A 19997-nucleotide genomic window follows, 5' to 3' on the forward strand; every position below is an offset into this window, starting at 1 on the left:
GAGTGACTCTGCGCCGAAAATGTACCGGGGCTAAACGTATCACCGAAGCTGCGGACTGTTCTTCGAACAGTGGTAGGAGAGCGTTCTAAGGGCTGTGAAGCCAGACCGGAAGGACTGGTGGAGCGCTTAGAAGTGAGAATGCCGGTATGAGTAGCGAAAGAGGGGTGAGAATCCCCTCCACCGAATGCCTAAGGTTTCCTGAGGAAGGCTCGTCCGCTCAGGGTTAGTCGGGACCTAAGCCGAGGCCGAAAGGCGTAGGCGATGGACAACAGGTTGATATTCCTGTACCACCTCCTTTCCGTTTGAGCAATGGGGGGACGCAGGAGGATAGGGTAAGCGCGGTGTTGGATATCCGCGTCCAAGCAGTTAGGCTAAGGAGATAGGTAAATCCGTTTCCTTATTAGGCTGAGCTGTGATGGCGAGTGAAATTTTAGTAGCGAAGTTCCTGATTCCACACTGCCAAGAAAAGCCTCTAGCGAGGAAAATGGTGCCCGTACCGCAAACCGACACAGGTAGGCGAGGAGAGAATCCTAAGGTGATCGAGAGAACTCTCGTTAAGGAACTCGGCAAAATGACCCCGTAACTTCGGGAGAAGGGGTGCTTCTTAGGGTGAATAGCCCCGAGAAGCCGCAGTGAATAGGCCCAGGCGACTGTTTAGCAAAAACACAGGTCTCTGCGAAGCCGCAAGGCGAAGTATAGGGGCTGACGCCTGCCCGGTGCTGGAAGGTTAAGGGGAGCGCTTAGCGTAAGCGAAGGTGCGAACTGAAGCCCCAGTAAACGGCGGCCGTAACTATAACGGTCCTAAGGTAGCGAAATTCCTTGTCGGGTAAGTTCCGACCCGCACGAAAGGCGCAACGATCTGGGCACTGTCTCAACGAGAGACTCGGTGAAATTATAGTACCTGTGAAGATGCAGGTTACCCGCGACAGGACGGAAAGACCCCGTGGAGCTTTACTGCAGCCTGATATTGAATGTTGGTACAGCTTGTACAGGATAGGTAGGAGCCTTTGAAACCGGAGCGCCAGCTTCGGTGGAGGCATCGGTGGGATACTACCCTGGCTGTATTGACCTTCTAACCCGCCGCCCTTATCGGGCGGGGAGACAGTGTCAGGTGGGCAGTTTGACTGGGGCGGTCGCCTCCTAAAATGTAACGGAGGCGCCCAAAGGTTCCCTCAGAATGGTTGGAAATCATTCGCAGAGTGTAAAGGCACAAGGGAGCTTGACTGCGAGACCTACAAGTCGAGCAGGGACGAAAGTCGGGCTTAGTGATCCGGTGGTTCCGCATGGAAGGGCCATCGCTCAACGGATAAAAGCTACCCCGGGGATAACAGGCTTATCTCCCCCAAGAGTCCACATCGACGGGGAGGTTTGGCACCTCGATGTCGGCTCATCGCATCCTGGGGCTGTAGTCGGTCCCAAGGGTTGGGCTGTTCGCCCATTAAAGCGGTACGCGAGCTGGGTTCAGAACGTCGTGAGACAGTTCGGTCCCTATCCGTCGTGGGCGCAGGAAATTTGAGAGGAGCTGTCCTTAGTACGAGAGGACCGGGATGGACGCACCGCTGGTGTACCAGTTGTTCTGCCAAGGGCATCGCTGGGTAGCTATGTGCGGACGGGATAAGTGCTGAAAGCATCTAAGCATGAAGCCCCCCTCAAGATGAGATTTCCCATTCCCTATGGAAGTAAGATCCCTGAAAGATGATCAGGTAGATAGGTCTGAGGTGGACGTGTGGTGACACATGGAGCTGACAGATACTAATCGATCGAGGACTTAACCAAAACGAAAAGCGGAGGCGGCTTGATCAGACCCGACAAGCAAAAGGGCATCCGTACGGAAAGGTGTTCTTTACCTTTCTGGGAGGAGGCACTTTTGACCTCGAGGGTCTAGCCGCCGGAGCTGGACACAGACACACATGGAATGCTTACTCGTTATCCAGTTTTGAGAGAATACATCTCTCTTACGGTTCACTTATCGAACCCAAAAGGGTTCCCGAGGAACAAGGAATTCTAGGAATCGAGTGAAGGAGCACCGGAGCGTACTTAAGTACGTGAGGATGCGACTGAACGAAGATGACAACGAAGTCCGCCGTTCATCGGAAGCCGTAACCCATAGTTTGGTGGCGATGGCGAAGAGGTCACACCCGTTCCCATGCCGAACACGGAAGTTAAGCTCTTCAGCGCCGATGGTAGTTGGGGGATTCCCCCTGTGAGAGTAGGACGCCGCCAAGCTCATGATAGAAAAAGGATCAGCTTATCCAAGCTGGTCTTTTTTCTATGCAAATAAATAATAGGAAGAGACATCCCGAACAAAGTTACAATCTTTGCTTTATTTGCGTAAGATAGTCAGCAATATGTATTGGAACTTTTTTTTCAGCAATCTCTAAAAACTGTTGAATGATTACATAATCATCACTTCCATTTTGAAGAATCAACTCGTACCACCATTCTGTTTCATACCTGGCAATCATACTGAGGTTGTATAATAGCAGGTAATGTGATATCAGCTCGGGTAGATTAAGAAAGCGATCGCGTTCAGCAGGAAGAAACTGCTGATTCGTTTCAAAATTGTACAGCAGTGTTTTTGAAGTGGAAGTACAGGTTTCCTTTTCCCTTAATACAAAATAAAGATAGCTCTCAGTCTTATCGATAAACTTCCATCCTAAATGGTGAGCAATATACTCTGCCAACCGATCCACCGACATACAATAGTCTTGAGCAAGTTTAATGGGTACAGCGTATTTTTCTTCTGTTTTTATAATTTCTGCAAGTGAAAAATTGTTTTTTCTTTGGAATGATAACACCTCGTTTAATTCAGGGATTCTCGTTAGCAGCTGTTTCATTTGAAATCTCTCATCTTCCAATGAACGGTCTAATCCGAACAGTTTGCGGCAGACGTGCATACACAAACCGTTTTTTTGTATTTTCACTTCGTCTTCATAAAACCTGTAATTTTGTTTTTTCCGCTTTCTCGTGGTGACACCATGTGCCAACACAGAAGTGTGACTAGGATATAAGTAATCAACCGTCAATAAACAAGCCTTTAACAGCTGAGCCGTCCCATAAAACAAAAGAATGGGTTTTATCTCTATACTGGATGCAGCAGCTTGAGTGAAGAAAGCTTCGGCGTGCTTTAAATAAAAAATAAACCGATCTCCATTTTTATAGGAGTATTCTCTGCTTTTCTCTACCTGCTGCTCTTTATAAATAATTTCAAGAAAATATTGGGTGGTTTCGGCGGAGTAAAACAATTGCAAGTTGCTCCAACCCGTGATTTTCTTGGATTTCATACGCATTATCCTTTCCAACGGATATTTTCTAAAAATTACAACTGTTCATTGCTTTCTTGACAGCGATAGACCTAGTTGATAATCTACATATAATTATTTTGCCGAAAAGAGGAGGATTTACTAATGTGGGAAAGTAAATTTTCGAAAGAAGGTCTTACATTTGATGATGTTTTGCTCATGCCTGCTAAGTCAGAGGTTCTCCCGAGAGATGTTGACCTGAAGGTAGAGCTTACACCAAACATTAAGCTTAATATTCCTGTCATCAGCGCCGGAATGGATACAGTTACTGAAGCGGAAATGGCAATTGCCATTGCAAGACAAGGCGGCCTGGGAATCATTCACAAAAATATGTCGATTGAACAACAGGCTGAGCAAGTAGACAAGGTGAAGAGATCTGAACGCGGTGTAATTACGAATCCTTTCTTTTTAACTCCGGAACATCAAGTATTTGATGCCGAACACCTTATGGGAAAATACAGAATATCCGGTGTGCCGATTGTAAATAATGAAGATGAGCAAAAGCTGGTTGGAATTATTACAAATCGTGATTTACGCTTTATTCAGGACTACTCAATGAAAATTGATGAAGTCATGACGAAAGAAGACCTGGTCACAGCACCAGTTGGAACAACATTAAAAGAAGCTGAAAAGATTTTACAGCAATATAAAATTGAAAAGCTTCCCCTTTTAGACGATGACGGAATTTTAAAGGGACTTATTACAATAAAAGATATTGAAAAAGTGATTGAATTTCCTCATTCGGCAAAAGATGGTCATGGACGTTTATTGGTAGGTGCAGCTGTCGGTGTAACAGGAGATACAAATCTGCGTCTTAAAAAGCTTGTTGAAGCAAATGTAGACGTAATTGTCGTGGATACAGCCCATGGTCATTCACAGGGCGTTTTAGATACGGTTAAGTCTATTCGTGAGGCTTATCCGGATTTGAGTATTGTGGCAGGTAACGTGGCTACTGCAGAGGCTACGAGAGATTTGATCTTAGCTGGCGCCAATGTAGTGAAGGTCGGCATCGGACCGGGCTCAATCTGTACGACACGGGTTGTTGCGGGAGTTGGTGTACCTCAAATTACCGCGATTTACGACTGCGCGACAGAAGCGAGAAAGCATGGCGTTTCAATCATTGCTGATGGCGGAATTAAATTCTCTGGAGATATCGCGAAAGCACTGGCGGCTGGAGGACACGCGGTTATGCTTGGAAGTTTGCTGGCCGGTACATCAGAAAGCCCTGGGGAAACAGAGATTTTTCAAGGCAGACGTTTTAAAGTATACCGCGGTATGGGTTCAGTATCTGCAATGGAAAAAGGCAGTAAGGATCGCTATTTCCAAGAAGAAAACAAAAAATTTGTTCCAGAAGGAATCGAAGGCCGCACTCCATATAAAGGGCCGGTTGTCGATACGATTTACCAGCTGGTCGGCGGACTCCGCTCAGGAATGGGCTATTGCGGTTCGAAAAATTTACAGGCTTTACGGGAAGAAGCACAGTTTATTCGTATGACCGGTGCAGGCTTGCGTGAAAGCCATCCGCATGATGTACAGATTACAAAAGAATCACCGAACTATACAATTTCGTAACTAATTGTTACGAAAAAACAAACATTTGACAGGGTCACTGACTCTGTCTATTTTTTTTCTCACGAATGTGATAAAATTTTAATGTTGTCCGCAAAAATGTCCTTAACGGCTTAATGATAGATTTATATATTACATACGGAGGGAAATTATACGTGACCATCAAGAATCTTAAAGCAGGTATAGGGTTGCTGCTGATTGCTGTGATCGTTTTCACCAGCTTCATGCCGATATCTAAGGCGAATGCTGCAAGCGATCCGATTGACGTTAATGCAAAATCAGCTATTGTGATCGAACAATCAACGGGGAAAATACTTTACGGGAAAAATATTGAAGAGCGCTTACCAATTGCAAGTATGGCAAAAATAATGACCGAATACTTACTTCTTGAAGCGATCAAAGATAAAAAAGTATCATGGGATCAAAAATATACACCGGACGACTATGTGTATGAAATTTCTCAAGACAACAGTTTGTCGAATGTACCTATGAGAAGAGACGGCAGCTATACTGTCGAAGAACTGTATAAAGCAACTGCCATTTATTCAGCGAATGGAGCAGCGATTGGATTGGCTGAAGTGATTGCAGGATCAGAAGCCAAATTTGTTGAGCTGATGAATGCAAAGGCGAAGGAATTAGGATTATCGGAATACAAATTCGTTAATGCGACAGGTCTAGAAAACAAAGACCTGCACGGGAAGCATCCTGAAGGAACGAACGGAGACGAGGAAAACGAAGTATCTGCAAAGGATATGGCTATTCTTGCTAACCGTCTAGTCACTGATTATCCTGAAGTTTTGGAAACATCAAGCATTGCCAAAACAACATTCAGAGAAGGCACAGACGATAAAATGGACATGCCTAACTGGAACTTCATGCTCAAAGGCTTGGTGCAAGAGTACGAAGGTGTGGACGGATTAAAAACGGGATCGACTGATTCAGCAGGATCTTGTTTTACCGGAACAGCTGAAAGAAACGGTATGCGTGTGATTACTGTCGTTCTGAATGCACAAGGCGGCCCTTTACACACTGCTCGTTTTACCGAGACAAAAAAATTGCTGGACTATGCATTTAATCATTTTGAAATGAAAGAGCTCTATCCAAAAGGACAAGTGATAAAAGGACAAGAAAAAGCTCTTGTTGATCAAGGAAAAAAACATGAAGTGGCACTTGAGCTGAATGACAGTTTATCTTTCCCAGTGAAAAAAGGGGAAGAGAAAAACTATCAGCCGAAAGTAGAACTTCAAAAGGATAAATACACAAGTGACAATAAATTAACAGCTCCAGTCAAAAAAGGAGATGCGGTTGGAAAAGTGACCGCTGAATATACAGGTTCTGATAAAGATTACGGCTTCATTCAAGCCGGAAAAAATTCTGAGTTAGTGACAAAAGAAAACGTAGAAAAAGCGAATTGGTTCATCTTATCCATGCGCAGCATCGGCGGATTCTTTTCAGGCGTTTGGGGAAGCATAGTCGATACTGTAACCGGCTGGTTTTAACAATACTCTCTCTTCTTACCTCTTAATCAGAGGGAAAGAAGAGAATTTTTTTAAAATAAGGAGAAAGAAAATTCTATTTCTTTCCCATAGGAATTTTTCACGATGTAGGATAAAATAATAGAATATAAAGGATCAAAAATGAACGAGATGACTAAAAACTTTGGCCCTTTGAAATAGGAGGAATTGAAATGGTACAAACAGGTACGAACCGTGTCAAACGCGGGATGGCGGAAATGCAAAAAGGCGGCGTTATTATGGACGTCGTGAATGCTGAACAGGCAAAAATTGCGGAGGAAGCCGGAGCAGTAGCAGTTATGGCGCTTGAGCGCGTTCCAGCAGATATCCGTGCGGCAGGCGGAGTAGCGCGTATGGCTGATCCGACAATCGTCGAAGAAGTTATGGGAGCTGTTTCCATTCCGGTCATGGCAAAAGCGCGTATCGGCCACATAACAGAAGCAAGGGTTCTTGAAGCACTTGGGGTCGATTACATCGATGAAAGTGAAGTTTTGACTCCGGCGGATGAAGAGTTTCATTTAAATAAAAATGAGTACACCGTTCCTTTTGTTTGCGGCTGCCGTGATTTAGGTGAAGCGACTCGCCGGATCGCTGAAGGAGCGTCTATGCTTCGTACGAAAGGCGAGCCGGGTACAGGAAACATTGTTGAAGCTGTGCGCCACATGAGAAAAGTGAACGCCCAAATCCGCAAGGTATCTTCCATGAGTGAAGATGAACTGATGACGGAAGCAAAAAATCTTGGAGCACCTTATGAGCTTTTATTGCAAATTAAAAGAGAAGGCAAGCTGCCGGTTGTAAACTTTGCAGCAGGCGGTGTTGCAACTCCGGCAGATGCAGCGTTAATGATGCAGCTTGGAGCAGACGGAGTATTTGTGGGTTCAGGTATTTTCAAATCGGACAACCCGGCTAAGTTTGCGAAAGCGATTGTCGAAGCAACGACTCATTTCACTGATTATAAGCTGATTGCTGAGCTTTCAAAGGATCTCGGCTCGGCAATGAAAGGAATTGAGATCTCAAACTTGCTTCCTGACGAGCGTATGCAAGAGCGCGGCTGGTAAGGAAGGGGTTTTCGTTCAATCATGATAACAGTAGGAGTACTAGGACTACAAGGAGCTGTACGTGAACATATTCGCGCAATTGAAGCTTCCGGAGCGAAAGGCAAAGTGATTAAAAGGGTTGAAGAGCTGGAAGACATTGACGGGCTCGTGATCCCGGGCGGTGAAAGCACGACGATGAGAAGGCTCATCGATACGTATCAATTCCTAGAGCCGTTAAAACAATTTTCGGAGCAAAAAAAACCGATGTTTGGCACATGCGCCGGACTCATTATTTTAGCGAAGGAAATCGTCGATAATAAAGAGCCGCACTTGTCAGTCATGGATGTAAAGGTAGAAAGAAATTCCTTCGGAAGGCAGAGAGACAGTTTTGAAGCCGATCTCTCCATTATTGGACTTGAGGAAGATTTTACGGGTGTCTTCATTCGTGCTCCTCACATTGTCGAAGTAGGAGAAAATGTCGAAGTTCTTTCAAAGCATAATGGGCGGATTGTAGCTGCGAAAGACGGACATCTCCTGGGATGCTCGTTTCATCCTGAGCTGACAGAGGATCCGCGGATGATGAAGCTTTTTATCGAAATGATTGAAGACTATAAAAAGCAGCCAGCTGAATAAAGTAGTTGAAACAAGGTCAAACTTGTAGTACATTATTATTACAATTTAAGATTGGTAAAAGCGTTGATAGGAATTAGTAAGCAGCCGCTCCTTCTAAAGAGAGCCGATGGTTGGTGAGAATCGGTGAAAGATGCTGCTGAATCCATCCTTGAGCGAAATGCTGAACCCATGAATTCAGTAGGCATTTTCGGATATATCCGTTATTTTGATGAAGTGGAAAACAGTATTGTTTTCAATCAGGGTGGCAACGCGAGAGCTCTCGTCCCTTACCAAGGGGGATCGAGAGCTCTTTTTTTGATCTAAAAATAGGAGTGAAGCAACATGTTGGATATGAAAGATTTACGGGCAAATTTTAACGAAATCAAAGAAAAGCTTTCTCATCGCGGCGAAGATCTCACCGACTTTGATAAATTCGGCGAGCTGGATGAAAAACGAAGAAGCTTGATTGTAAAGGTAGAAGAGCTGAAAGGAAAACGAAATGAAGCGTCTCAGCAAATCGCGGTTTTGAAAAGGGAGAAAAAGGACGCAGACGCCATCATTCAAGAAATGCGTCAAATCGGTGATGAGATCAAGACTCTTGACGAGGAACTAAGAACGGTGGAGACCACGCTGGAAACGATCCTGCTGTCTATTCCGAATATCCCTCATGAATCTGTTCCTATAGGAGAGACAGAGGATGAAAATGTCGAAGCCCGCAAGTGGGGAGAAGTAAAAGAATTTTCTTATGAGCCGAAACCTCATTGGGATATCGCTGGCGAGCTCGGGATTGTTGATTTCGAACGTGCCGGAAAAGTAACGGGCAGCCGCTTTGTTTTTTATAAAGGGCTCGGCGCTCGCTTAGAAAGGGCATTATGGAACTTTATGCTCGATTTGCATGTCGATGAATACGGCTATACTGAGGTTCTGCCGCCGTATATGGTTAACCGCACGAGTATGACGGGAACCGGGCAGCTTCCTAAATTTGAAGAAGATGCATTCAAAATCAGGGAAGAAGATTATTTCTTAATCCCGACAGCAGAAGTGCCAGTTACAAATATGCATCGAGATGAAATTATGGATGGTGATGCTTTACCGCTCAATTACGCCGCATTCAGCGCCTGCTTCCGCTCTGAAGCCGGTTCTGCAGGCCGTGATACACGCGGTCTGATCAGGCAGCATCAGTTCAATAAAGTCGAGCTCGTCAAATTTGTGAAACCGGAAGATTCTTACGAAGAGCTCGAAAAATTAACGAACCAAGCGGAAAAGGTCCTTCAGCTGTTAGGACTTCCGTATCGCGTGATGAGCATGTGTACAGCTGACCTCGGCTTTACGGCAGCAAAAAAATACGACATCGAGGTTTGGATCCCAAGCCAAAACACATATCGTGAAATTTCTTCATGCAGTAACTTCGAGGCCTTCCAAGCACGCCGGGCGAACATCCGCTTCAGACGCGAAGCGAAAGGCAAGCCGGAGCATGTGCACACGTTAAACGGATCTGGCCTAGCGATCGGAAGAACAGTTGCCGCGATTCTTGAGAATTACCAGCAGGAGGATGGTAGTGTCATCATTCCAGAAGTGCTTCGTCCTTATTTCGGGAATCGGGAGAAGATTGAAGCGTAAGATCATGAAAGGCATGAGCTCGGTTGATTCGGCCTGAGCTCTTGCTTTTTTGTGTATCTTTATGCCCAGAAAGGAAGTTGTAACTAGTCAATAAGATAGAGGTGTGTATCTAAGAAAAGGATATATTCCTACTCATTTGCACTGGAATATCGGGTCAATATTACCATTTATCCTAAAGTTTTCAAAAAATTATTGAAATTTTTTGATAAAAAGCAATATAATGAACAATGTATTTATAGTTATATAAGGAGGGGGCATTTATTCATAAAATATTCTTTTAAAATAACCAATTAGTAAAAAAGTAACATTTTACAAAAATTTCAAATTTGTGGTTGTATTAGTTAACTTTTTTAAGTTAGTATATATTGTTAAATAAGCTATAGTATTCCAAACTGTGTCTTTAAACTATGGATTTTTATTGTTTGTGAGAATTTTTTTACTAGGTTCATAATCCTTGTTAATAGAACTCAGTAAAAGAATCCCTCTATCCTGCATTACTTCATGAGCATTGGATAACAGGTGAGGCATTTCTAAACACAGCAGTTGGATCTAGGAGAGCAAAAATATTTAAATGTCTTGGCAGAGGAAAAAGGTAAAAAAGCAGCATTTCTTACTAATTTTTTAGGGAACAAAAAACTAAATTTTAAGAAAGAAGGTAGGTTTGTATGTCGTTATCAGTACAAAGAAAAGCACTTAACTATGGACTCTTATTAACAGTAGGTTTCATATTGCTAGGAGCCTATGCCCTATTACTTGGTTTTCTCCCAGAAATGAACCTCGTAAAAGAATTTGATCTTTCTTATGTAGCAGCAGCTCAAGTTTTCGCCTGGCTAGACGTAATTTCATGGGGTGTTTCACTCGTTGCTCTTATTGGAGCACTTGGTACAGGAGGGGCTTCCCTAATTGCAGCAGCTGGAACTATGGGAGTAAAAAAATATTTAAAAGATATGGTAGAGGAAAAAGGTAAACAAGCAGCAATTTCTTACTAATTTTTTGGGGAATATCAAACTAAATTTCAAGAAAGAAGGTAGGTTTGTATGTCGTTACCAGTACAAAGAAAAGCACTTAACTATGGATTCTTATTAGCAGTAGGTTTAATTTTACTAGGAGCCTATGCGTTATTACTTGGTTTTCTCCCAGAAATGAACATTGTAAAAGAATTTAAACTTTCTTATGTAGCAGCATCTCAAATTTTTGTCTGGCTGGACGTAATTTCATGGGGTGTTTCATTGCTGGCGTTGATTGCCGCTCTTGGAACTGGCGGAAGCTCTCTAATCGCAGCAGCCGGATCTATGGGAGTTAAAAAGTATTTAAAAGATATGGCAGAGGAAAAAGGTAAAGATGCGGCAATAGCTTACTAATCCTTACCAATCTAAGTTGTTATGATAGGGCTGGATCTTATCCAGCCTTATTCTTTTGGAGGAAACAATTTATGAGCAATTTAAGCTTAATTTATTTAGACTTCAAACTAAGATTTTTTAATCAATACTCAAATATTATTGAACGATATAAACTTAAAGAAAAAATCTCAACGAATAAATTAATTTTAATTAGCTGTTTTTTAAAAGTGTTTTTTGCTATACCTTTATATTTCCTCTTGATGAATTATATAAATAATATAAATTCTATTAACATTTTATATGTAGTATTTGCATTTATGGTTTTATCAGGGGTATATCAGGGGATCTCATCAATCAAATATACGGCCTTGGTGAAATCAAGAATATACTTGTATGCACCAATCTCATTAAGCAGTGTTTATAACTTGCATCTGATGTCATCTTTAACTTGGTCAATTTTTAATAAGTCAGGAACCACGGCATTATTTATCCTTCTAGCATGTACCAACTTGCACATTTTGGATGCTTTTCTTGTGATTTTAAATACAATGTTCCTTTATTTAATCCTATTCATAGCATCAAATAAATTTTTCTCATTATACCATATTAGTAAAGTGATAAAGCCTATAGGGTTTATCAGGTTTATTTTTTATTTATTTATTTTACTTATTTCACTAGCAGCAGGCTACCTGTTAGTAGCAGTTATGAAAGAGCCTTTTAAAATCATTAGAGAAGATATTGTGGGAATACGTATACTTAATGATGAAAAGTTTGCAGAGACCGTTTCATTACAGCTGTTTCATTCGATTGCTAAGCCTTTTCATTTTATCTTTAACCGTTTATTTCCAACCATTGATTATGTACTAGAAAATGTACTAAATTCAGCAGTTACACTGGGAGTATCAATCTTTCTATTATTTTTACTTAGTCTCTTAAAAATTAGTCCGTTAGCTAATAGATATGACTCTATAAACACCAATACAAAAGATATTATGTATTACCTATTAAAAGGATTTTCAATTTTAAACAAAAAAACCTTCAAAAGTTCCCTATTAGAAAATGAATTAACACTATTATCCAGGGAAAGATTTTTAGTGTCTCCGAAGTTTTTCTCAATGGTATTTATAACTTATGAATCGACATTTTTTATGGGAATGTTAACAGGGTTGTTGCTTTCCACTGAAAATAATATGCTGCAATATTTAATATATTTATGCTTTATCTTGTTGATCATGTTTAATCACAGCTTTGAGTTAAGAACGGAGTTCCCGCATATTTTTCTGTTGGGAGCATTTAAAAACAAGCTGGATTTATTTAGATATTCCGGATTGGGAATTAAGCCTCTCTTTCAAAGTAAAGTGAATCTGATGAGTATCTTGATGACTATACCAACATTATTACTAATGCTTATTACATTAATACTTAGCTTTAGAGACTTTAAATATTTAGCTGCAATTATTGTAATCATACTAACATATAAATTAGTTCCACTTGTTCAAATGTGGGCTGCCTCATATTTAATAAAAACTGAATATGTAGATGATTTAGAAGTTGGAAAAACAGAAGAAGAAGGAATTATTGATAAGATCCAAGCTTTACCGAGAAAGGTTTTAGTATTGCCTGTCCTGTTCTTTTTATATTCTTTGCTGTTTATATCATGGAATAAGATAGTGATTACCTATTTTCTGTACATATATTTTATTTATTATCTGATCGGAGGAAGCATATTCATCATTTTCGCTCGAAAATATGCAGATAACAATTTGGTAAAGTTTGATTCCAATTGGTTAAGGATGTGAAGCTTATGATTCAGAAAGAGCGATATTTCCCTTGGAGTAAACTTATCGTTATACTTCTTGTGATATTTTTAGCCGGATCGATCTACGGTGTTATCTCTTTAAATTTTGAAGTTTCAAATTATACTCATATGAATTTAAGTTCCTCTGCTATTTTCAACAACAATATACTGGTAATCATCAGTCTGTTAGTTATAGGTACTTTGACGAGCGGATTTTATACCATTTTTGTATTGTTTGTGAACGGGATGATAGTAGGAAAAACTTTGTTTTCAGTATATTTGACTTCTGGTTTTTTACCGATATTAACTGGATTTTTGCCTCATGCAATACCAGAATTATTATCCATATTTATCAGCAGCTCTATTTCAGTTATTCCTTTTTATCTATTTGCAATAAATAAAAAAGAACTGCATTTGTCAAAAATATATAAAGAGATTTTCGTTATGTTAATTCTATCATTTGCTTTATGTGGACTTGGTGCATTGGTGGAAGGGATAGTGAGTACACATTAAGAAGGGAAGTTTTTAGATGGAAAACAATTTGGCAATGTCGAAGTTTGCAACACTTCTAAAGATAAAGAAGAATTTTCTGATCCTAAATATAAGTATGCTCTTCCTTATGAATATTCTATTGACTACGATATTATATCGCTTGATGGAATATCAAGAAATCAAAGAATGGTTTGTTGGCTTCGTATTATTAACCTTGATAATTACCCCGTTTATATTAATTATATCCTTTATATTTTCACTTTTTTGGGCATTAATTGGGCTAATTACAAAACCAGATTTACAACTTAAAAAAGTGTACGTTGTCATTTTAAGTTGTACGACTTTATATTTGACAACCCAAGGATTTGTTTTCCTTACGATTCTAAATTTTAGTGATTTATTGCCGGCAGCAACATTTACTGTGCTATCATTATTATTAGTGATACTAGTTTTTTTAGCTATGTTTAGCGGCTTTACAAATATAATCGGTTTTAGCAAGAAGTTTTCTGTTATTACTCTTTCTAGTTTATTTGCAATCATTTTTATTATAAATATAATACAACTGATAGGAGGAAATCCAATTGGAAGTTGGCATTGAGCTGACAGATATAATAATTGGAGGGAAAAAAATCATCAATAAGACCTCTTTTAAAATTACAGGTGAAAATTCTTACTGTATCACTGGAGTAAATGGAGCGGGTAAAACAACGCTTTTAAAGCATATAGCAACAAGTCCAGAGGTTAAAATCACATTAAACAATCAACATGTTAAACCTTTGGATTTTCAAAAAACGATTTCCTTCATACCAAACGATCCTCCTTTATTTGAAGTACTAACAGGATATGAAAATATAGAGTATATAATGGCTCTTTGGAAAATTAAAGAAAAAGATTACTATTTAAAAAGAGTTCATGATTATTGTAACTTGTTAGGTTTGACAAAAGAGAACTTAACGCAACAAATTCATACGTATTCATTAGGCATGAGATATAAACTATTCTTTATTGCTATGATAAGCAGAGACATTCAACTATTATTATTAGACGAACCTTTTACCGCGTTAGATAAAAATTCCCAAAATGAAATATATAAAATATTGAAGGAATTCACCAGTAAAGGTAATATCTTAATCTTTGTTAGCCATATCGAAGAATTTAAACAGAAACTAAGTAACTATGTGTTTGAAATTAAGGATAAACAACTAATTATATAATCTTTTATAAGGATGAGGATCATATGACGAAGTACCACATCATTGGATACTGTAGTTTTATACTAGCCTTGCTATTGCTACTATTTAATTTTTTTGATTCAACGATAGGAAAGATACTATTTGGTTTAAGTGTGGGGGCAGGAATTAAGTTTGTGACAGATGGGGTCTTATTTAAGAGTGGCCTTCTCAAAAAAAAAAATAAAAAATGAATAGACTGTGACGGTTTAATTGAGGCGATGTAAGTATTGTTGAAAGGGCGAGAGTAATGAAGCTTTATCAATATAAATGGCGCCCTGCTTATTTTACAAATCCTGCTGAAATACTTGATGAAAACAGCAATTGTATAGGAACAATAAAGAAACATTACTCGAATGTATTTATAAGATTGTTAGATGTCATTTTGGAAGGGAAATACTTTGTACAATATCAAATCCACCAGCAAAATGATCTGATTTTTGAAACCAAAGCAATCCTCAATCCATTTAAAAAAAGGCAATACAAAATTAATTATTATGGAAATGACAAACATATTGAATTTCTGTTAATTGATAAAAAAATGTTCGATATCGTCGAAGTGACATCTTTTGATTTCGATGGAGAAACGTTTCATTTAAAAAAAGCACCTTTCGAATGGGGGCAGCTCACCGTTAATGATGAATTAATTGCTGAGTGGCATATTCCATTAAAACCTCCTTTTACGTGCAAATTTAAATTATATAATTCTAGCTATGAAAATATGGTTCTTTTTCTAATCGGAATTTTTCATACATACCTGACTTTCAAATAAATACGCCCGCGATTTTTGTAAATATGACGGAAGTGTCCTTATTTTTGGGGATCGAGAGAAGAATGAAGCATGAGCGAAGTCTGAAATCAGTTCATGCTTTTTGTGTATGCAAGGGAAAAATTTTCACTTTCATCCGCTTCATTTTACTGTCTTTTTTCATTGAGATCCGAAAAGCTTATCAATATAATGGATTAGGTATATTTTGGTCATTAGGTTTATTTTCAAATTAATCTAATAATTGAATTCCTTTCAGGATTGCTGCCCGCAAAACTTGGATTAAAATATCGTTATCTATTTTCACTCGATAAGCTCGGAAATAGAATAGGTTCAAGAATAGTGAGCTTACTAACTCTCCTTCAGCGATTAATTTGTTTTTTTCATCTTTAATAAAAAATTGTTTTTCCGCCAGTGTAAATTGAACATTGTATTTTTCGGATTTATGTGTGATGACCAATTCTTTGAAAATCTGTTTTTTCTTATAAATAGGCTTTTTTCGAACACTTTCAAATCGTTTATCTTCGTTATTGAAAATCAAAATTTCTTGGGTAATGATTTTCTTAGAAATCTTATCAATAGCATAATACAAGGTTTTTTCATGTTGCATAAAATAATACATCGCTTTTAACAATGAAAGTTTTGTCTTTATGGTGGTTACGATATTTCCTTTATCATCGAATACAGAATGTTTAAAAATTCCTATAATCGGAGTCTTAATAAGCAATGATATAGTTGGAGTTTTTATCATAATGATCTCCTTTTACACCTTTTAGTCAATAATAAATGAGGTGTAATTTTGTCAACCTATCGATTCACTAATACAATTTTGAAAAAATCGAGGGGAAAAATAAATATTTACGATTCAAATGAAGAAGTGATTGGCAGCACCCAACGTTTTTTTCATAATAAATTGGAGTATATGGTCGATAACATTTTCGATGAAATGTTTGTTCATATCAAGGTATTTGATCATCAAGGCGTTCTCAAAGCTATTGCGAAAGAAGAAAACAGTTTTTTTAGAACAAAATGAACTTTCCGTTTGAAAACGTAAGCAAATTGCTTTCATTTCGCGACAAGGACCTACATATTCCTTCTTACGGCCAGTTTGTTAGTAATTATGCTGTTCTCATTTTGGAGGAACATGCTACTCATTAAATGCTAGTTTAATCAATTTATTAAAGGAACTAGGCTTTCATTGTTATCTCATCATGCTTGGAAATAAGCATATGGCAATTATTGTGAAGATGGGTAAAGAAAAGCTGTATGTGGATTGCGGTGGGGCTGCTCCTATTTTTAAGCCTGTTCGCTTTGAGAGTGACCATCAAAATAGTTCTCGCTTTGGTGAAGATTATGTAAATATTGTGCCGACAGTTCCGGAAGATAATAACTACCGATATGTTCGGTATATCAAGGGGAAACAAAGTGGAGAAGCGTGGGATTTTAACTCTGAACAAGAATATAAAATGAGTGACTTTGCTGATATCATTCAAAAATCGTATATTCTACAGTCTGCATTTATGTCAATTCTGCGGTGCCAACTATGGCAGATCGATCAAAATAGAAGTGTTTCCTTGGTCAATAATAGACTAAGTATTCATTATTCAGATGGACAAACTGTAAAAAAAACTTTATCGTCTATTCATGAGATAGAAGAAGTGATGGCAATTGATTTTTTCCTGCCAAAATTGCCGGTGGCAGAAGCGATTGAAGTATTGAAGAATTTAGGAGTGGATGTTTTTTCCGACAGAGTTTGAATCAATCTGTTAACGTCTATTGTTGAAAAAGGACCATTATATCATTATCTATTAAGAGGTGGTATTTTGATAAATACTTTGCACGAAAAATTTATTCAAACTGGATTTCCAAATAGAATCACATTAGAACAAATTTACGATATATTTAGAACTAAATACAAAGCTGAGGAAGTTAATATAAGTTGTTTTGAAGATTTGAAAAAAGATTCATTTGTTATATTTGATAATATAGTAAAGTGCTATAAGATTGATGATCCTGACATATTAGCAGCCATTTTTAGTGCAGAGGATCTAGCAGAGCATGAGGATTTCTACAAAAATATAAGTAAAGAAAATCCCGAACTATCAGATCCACTTGCTGAAGGAAAGAGACTCAATATCATATTAGAAAGTGAAGACGGTAAGTATATGAGTTCATTCACTTTGCAAGAAGGATGAATGCAACCTTTAAAATCGAAGATATGCGAACTATTTATTAGCCCTTAAGGATACAGGTTATATTTAAGTAATCATTAAAAGGCTTGTGATGTTTAAAATATCACAAGCCTTCTCTACAAAAGGTCATATAAACGATTTTTCCTTCATACTTCAAGGTTCTAATGAACAAAACAAATTTATCGTAACTCATAAAAATGTATTTTCCAAACGTAGTACTGCTACTCAGAAACAATTGAAATATAAGAGAATATAGGAATTAAATATTTTTACTGAAAGGACCTGTTTATTAATCAACGACAGCCTCTGCTTCAATCTCAACCATCAATCGCGGGTCGATAAGAGCCTTTACTTCTACCATGCTTGCTACAGGTTGGATGTTTTTAAAAAATTCACCGTGTGCTTTTCCTATTTCTTCCCACTTCGATATATCCGTTACATACATTCTTGTTCTTACGACATGGCTCATATTAGCTCCTAATTCGTTCAGTGCTTTTCCAATTGATTGGAGTATGAATTTCGTTTGTTCGTAAGGATTTCCTGTCCCAATCACTTCGCCGTCCCTCATCGCGGTTGTTCCAGCCACTTCAATACGATTCCCAATGCGAATAGCGCGGCAATAGCCAACAACCGGTTCCCAAGGAGAACCTGTAAAAAACCTGTTTTCTATTCAAGTTATGTTCCTCCCGATCAAATAAACCGAAGCAATATTTCGCGCACATTGCTCAGCGTAGGTTTTGCCGTTTGCAAGTGCCTCGGACAATGGTACTACTGCCGGTACGATCGAAAATACCGAGTCAATGCCTTCGTTATACACCAGCTCGTATCCTTTTCCTAATGAACCGGCTATAGCGATGACAGGGATTTGCTGCTGTTTTGCACGTTTTGCGACCCCAACTGGAGTTTTCCCGTGAATCGTTTGGTGGTCGATTTTGCCTTCGCCTGTAACGACGAGATCCGCTCCCTCAATTTGCTTGGAAAATTCGAGGGTGTCCAAAATAATGTCGACGCCGCTTTTTAATTCTGCACCTAAAAATCCGTAGAGGCCTGCCCCTAATCCTCCTGCAGCGCCTGCACCTTTTACTTTATCTACCTCTATGCCTAGATCCTCCTTTATTCGAAGGGCGTACTGAGCTAGATTTTGATCCAATCGCTCGACAAGCTCAGGAGTGGCTCCCTTTTGCGGACCGAACACAGCGGAGGCTCCCCTTGGACCGGTAAGCGGGTTATCTACATCACAGGCGACCTCGATGGAAACGTTTTTTAGCGCTGAGTGAAGACCAGATGGATCAATGACCGCCAACTCAGCAAGAGCTCCTCCGCCATCGCCTAATTCGTTTCCTTCCTTATTTAGAAATTTAACGCCTAACGCTTTGGCCATTCCTGCACCGCCGTCGTTCGTTGCACTTCCCCCGATGCCGATGACAATCTTTTTGATTCCTCGTTCAATGGCGTCTCGAATAAGCTCTCCTGTTCCTCTTGTCGTTGTAACCAGTGGATTTCGTTTAGCTTCAGGCACGAGATGCAGCCCGGATGCTTCCGCCATCTCGATAACCGCTGTATTCTGATCACCAAGGATTCCGTATGTCGCTTCAACGGGCACACTTAAAGGACCGGTTACCGTCTTCGTAACCAGCGTTCCGCCAGTCGCATCCACCAATGCCTGTACTGTTCCTTCACCGCCGTCTGCCACCGGGATTTTCACACAGTCGGCATTAGGCAGTACACGTTTGAATCCTTTTTCAAGGCTTTCTGCAACTTCAAGAGAAGTCATGCTTTCTTTAAATGAGTCAGGCGCGAGAATAATTTTCATTCCATAGGCTCCTTTCAAAAATAGCTCTCGTGAGGCAGGCGACATCATATAGTGTGAGGCTGAAGACACCTTTTGGGTATCGCATTGAATATCGTTTTGTGACAAGTTCAGCTCCATTGCTTTGCTATCCTAATTATAAAAGAATATTTTGGCGAAGGGGCACGATTTATAGGAGAAAGAAAATGATTTGCAAAAAGTGTTGACTTCTAATTTTAGAATGTGTTATATTGATTCTTGTCGATACGGAGGAATACCCAAGTCTGGCTGAAGGGATCGGTCTTGAAAACCGACAGGGGTGTCAAAGCCCGCGGGGGTTCGAATCCCTCTTCCTCCGCCATATTGTTTTAAATCACAACACGCATATAAATTGGAGAAACCGCATGCCTTTGGCACAGCGGTTTTTTTTGTGTATCAGAATTTATATTTTATGGGGTTCTGAAGGACAAAAGGAGTCAAAGAGCCAGGGAAAAGTCCATCATAAGGGTTCTGAAGGACAAAAAGACGTAAGAGAGCCAGGGAAAAGTCCTTCATCGGAGTTTTGAAGGACAAAAAGGAATCAAAGAGCCAGAGAAAAGTCCTTCACAAGGGTTCTGAAGGACAAAAAGGCGTAAAAGATTCAGAGAAAAGTCCTTCATCCGGGTCATGAAGGACAAAAAGTCGTAAGAGATTCAGAGAAAAGTCCTTCATCCGGGTCATGAAGGACAAAAAAGCGT

18 protein-coding genes, 1 tRNA gene, 2 rRNA genes, 1 pseudogene and 1 other annotated feature (1 of these 23 cut by a window edge) are annotated in these 19997 nt (G+C 39.5%); of the genes and pseudogenes, 18 read left to right on the forward strand and 4 right to left on the reverse strand.

Translation table 11 applies throughout. The features are described from left to right. Together AM592_RS17860 and rrf are read left to right on the forward strand one after the other, a co-directional pair. Positions 1 to 1776 (forward strand): 23S ribosomal RNA (locus tag AM592_RS17860); it begins 1154 nt to the left of the window's first position. 334 nt (positions 1777 to 2110) lie between these two features. Beyond that, positions 2111 to 2226: ribosomal RNA gene (rrf, locus tag AM592_RS17865) — 5S ribosomal RNA — on the forward strand. An 83-nt stretch (positions 2227 to 2309) separates the two neighbouring features. On the opposite strand, the gene AM592_RS17870 is transcribed toward rrf, so the two are convergent. Continuing rightward, entirely contained in the window at positions 2310 to 3284 is a 975-nt protein-coding gene (locus tag AM592_RS17870) for a YaaC family protein (protein WP_053605048.1), read from the reverse strand. 123 nt (positions 3285 to 3407) lie between these two features. On the opposite strand from AM592_RS17870, the gene guaB reads away from it, so the two are divergent. From guaB to AM592_RS17940, 12 genes are all read left to right on the forward strand, one after another. After that, complete coding sequence (gene guaB, locus AM592_RS17875; protein WP_053605049.1) at positions 3408 to 4874, forward strand: IMP dehydrogenase; 1467 nt, start codon at positions 3408 to 3410, stop codon at positions 4872 to 4874. Positions 4875 to 5026: 152 nt separating this feature from the next. Next, complete coding sequence (locus AM592_RS17880) at positions 5027 to 6370, forward strand: D-alanyl-D-alanine carboxypeptidase family protein (RefSeq protein ID WP_376773434.1); 1344 nt, start codon at positions 5027 to 5029, stop codon at positions 6368 to 6370. A 188-nt stretch (positions 6371 to 6558) separates the two neighbouring features. Beyond that, on the forward strand, positions 6559 to 7443 hold the full coding sequence (gene pdxS, locus AM592_RS17885) for a pyridoxal 5'-phosphate synthase lyase subunit PdxS (protein ID WP_053605051.1): 885 nt from the start codon (positions 6559 to 6561) through the stop codon (positions 7441 to 7443). Between the two features lie 21 nt (positions 7444 to 7464). Then, positions 7465 to 8055, forward strand: coding sequence for a pyridoxal 5'-phosphate synthase glutaminase subunit PdxT (gene pdxT, locus AM592_RS17890; RefSeq protein ID WP_053605052.1), 591 nt, complete (start codon positions 7465 to 7467; stop codon positions 8053 to 8055). 54 nt (positions 8056 to 8109) lie between these two features. Then, positions 8110 to 8325 (forward strand) — a binding site (T-box leader). A 51-nt stretch (positions 8326 to 8376) separates the two neighbouring features. Beyond that, positions 8377 to 9654 (forward strand): serine--tRNA ligase, encoded by a 1278-nt coding sequence (gene serS, locus AM592_RS17900; protein WP_053605054.1) that lies wholly within the window; start codon positions 8377 to 8379, stop codon positions 9652 to 9654. Positions 9655 to 10319: 665 nt separating this feature from the next. After that, complete coding sequence (locus AM592_RS17905; RefSeq protein ID WP_053605055.1) at positions 10320 to 10643, forward strand: uberolysin/carnocyclin family circular bacteriocin; 324 nt, start codon at positions 10320 to 10322, stop codon at positions 10641 to 10643. 48 nt (positions 10644 to 10691) lie between these two features. After that, positions 10692 to 11015 (forward strand): uberolysin/carnocyclin family circular bacteriocin, encoded by a 324-nt coding sequence (locus AM592_RS17910; RefSeq protein WP_053605056.1) that lies wholly within the window; start codon positions 10692 to 10694, stop codon positions 11013 to 11015. Positions 11016 to 11086: 71 nt separating this feature from the next. Then, on the forward strand, positions 11087 to 12793 hold the full coding sequence (locus AM592_RS17915) for a hypothetical protein (protein ID WP_053605057.1): 1707 nt from the start codon (positions 11087 to 11089) through the stop codon (positions 12791 to 12793). A 5-nt stretch (positions 12794 to 12798) separates the two neighbouring features. Further along, complete coding sequence (locus AM592_RS17920; RefSeq protein ID WP_053605058.1) at positions 12799 to 13305, forward strand: stage II sporulation protein M; 507 nt, start codon at positions 12799 to 12801, stop codon at positions 13303 to 13305. A gap of 16 nt (positions 13306 to 13321) precedes the next feature. After that, the gene (locus AM592_RS17925; protein WP_053605059.1) at positions 13322 to 13882 is read left to right on the forward strand and encodes a hypothetical protein; all 561 of its coding nucleotides are present in this window, start codon (positions 13322 to 13324) and stop codon (positions 13880 to 13882) included. Continuing rightward, positions 13866 to 14498 carry an ATP-binding cassette domain-containing protein gene (locus AM592_RS17930; RefSeq protein WP_053605060.1) on the forward strand — a complete coding sequence of 211 codons (633 nt, stop codon included), beginning with the start codon at positions 13866 to 13868 and terminating at the stop codon, positions 14496 to 14498. Before AM592_RS17925 ends, AM592_RS17930 begins: the two co-directional genes overlap by 17 nt. A gap of 265 nt (positions 14499 to 14763) precedes the next feature. After that, positions 14764 to 15285 (forward strand): tubby C-terminal domain-like protein, encoded by a 522-nt coding sequence (locus tag AM592_RS17940; protein ID WP_053605062.1) that lies wholly within the window; start codon positions 14764 to 14766, stop codon positions 15283 to 15285. 226 nt (positions 15286 to 15511) lie between these two features. Here AM592_RS17940 and AM592_RS17945 read toward each other — a convergent pair whose 3' ends face one another. Further along, a complete protein-coding gene (locus AM592_RS17945) occupies positions 15512 to 16030 on the reverse strand; it encodes a hypothetical protein (protein WP_053605063.1) in 519 nt (172 codons plus the stop codon). A 48-nt stretch (positions 16031 to 16078) separates the two neighbouring features. Here AM592_RS17945 and AM592_RS17950 point away from each other — a divergent pair, with 48 nt between their 5' ends. From AM592_RS17950 to AM592_RS17960, 3 genes and pseudogenes are all read left to right on the forward strand, one after another. Then, positions 16079 to 16312, forward strand: a complete 234-nt coding sequence (locus AM592_RS17950; RefSeq protein WP_053605064.1) for a tubby C-terminal domain-like protein — start codon at positions 16079 to 16081, stop codon at positions 16310 to 16312. A 115-nt stretch (positions 16313 to 16427) separates the two neighbouring features. Then, positions 16428 to 17036, forward strand: a pseudogene (locus AM592_RS17955) (arylamine N-acetyltransferase); the annotation flags it as partial. A gap of 66 nt (positions 17037 to 17102) precedes the next feature. After that, a complete protein-coding gene (locus AM592_RS17960) occupies positions 17103 to 17474 on the forward strand; it encodes a hypothetical protein (protein WP_053605066.1) in 372 nt (123 codons plus the stop codon). A 286-nt stretch (positions 17475 to 17760) separates the two neighbouring features. On the opposite strand, the gene AM592_RS17965 is transcribed toward AM592_RS17960, so the two are convergent. Further along, positions 17761 to 18057 (reverse strand): Rid family hydrolase, encoded by a 297-nt coding sequence (locus AM592_RS17965; RefSeq protein ID WP_376773435.1) that lies wholly within the window; start codon positions 18055 to 18057, stop codon positions 17761 to 17763. 84 nt (positions 18058 to 18141) lie between these two features. Then, on the reverse strand, positions 18142 to 19284 hold the full coding sequence (locus AM592_RS17970; RefSeq protein ID WP_053606168.1) for a glycerate kinase: 1143 nt from the start codon (positions 19282 to 19284) through the stop codon (positions 18142 to 18144). Between the two features lie 244 nt (positions 19285 to 19528). On the opposite strand from AM592_RS17970, the gene AM592_RS17975 reads away from it, so the two are divergent. After that, positions 19529 to 19621, forward strand: a tRNA-Ser gene (locus AM592_RS17975). The last annotated feature ends 376 nt before the right edge of the window (positions 19622 to 19997 follow it).

This window comes from Bacillus gobiensis, assembly GCF_001278705.1.
Classification (GTDB): domain Bacteria; phylum Bacillota; class Bacilli; order Bacillales; family Bacillaceae; genus Bacillus; species Bacillus gobiensis.

Coding starts and splice junctions, on each gene's coding strand:
- AM592_RS17945 (WP_053605063.1), bottom strand. CDS start 16,030: ATGATAAAAACTCCAACTATATCATTGCTTATTAAGACTCCGATTATA.
- pdxS (WP_053605051.1), top strand. CDS start 6,559: ATGGTACAAACAGGTACGAACCGTGTCAAACGCGGGATGGCGGAAATG.
- AM592_RS17925 (WP_053605059.1), top strand. CDS start 13,322: ATGGAAAACAATTTGGCAATGTCGAAGTTTGCAACACTTCTAAAGATA.
- AM592_RS17915 (WP_053605057.1), top strand. CDS start 11,087: ATGAGCAATTTAAGCTTAATTTATTTAGACTTCAAACTAAGATTTTTT.
- AM592_RS17970 (WP_053606168.1), bottom strand. CDS start 19,284: ATGAAAATTATTCTCGCGCCTGACTCATTTAAAGAAAGCATGACTTCT.
- AM592_RS17870 (WP_053605048.1), bottom strand. CDS start 3,284: ATGAAATCCAAGAAAATCACGGGTTGGAGCAACTTGCAATTGTTTTAC.
- AM592_RS17910 (WP_053605056.1), top strand. CDS start 10,692: ATGTCGTTACCAGTACAAAGAAAAGCACTTAACTATGGATTCTTATTA.
- AM592_RS17940 (WP_053605062.1), top strand. CDS start 14,764: ATGAAGCTTTATCAATATAAATGGCGCCCTGCTTATTTTACAAATCCT.
- guaB (WP_053605049.1), top strand. CDS start 3,408: ATGTGGGAAAGTAAATTTTCGAAAGAAGGTCTTACATTTGATGATGTT.
- AM592_RS17920 (WP_053605058.1), top strand. CDS start 12,799: ATGATTCAGAAAGAGCGATATTTCCCTTGGAGTAAACTTATCGTTATA.
- AM592_RS17905 (WP_053605055.1), top strand. CDS start 10,320: ATGTCGTTATCAGTACAAAGAAAAGCACTTAACTATGGACTCTTATTA.
- serS (WP_053605054.1), top strand. CDS start 8,377: ATGTTGGATATGAAAGATTTACGGGCAAATTTTAACGAAATCAAAGAA.
- pdxT (WP_053605052.1), top strand. CDS start 7,465: ATGATAACAGTAGGAGTACTAGGACTACAAGGAGCTGTACGTGAACAT.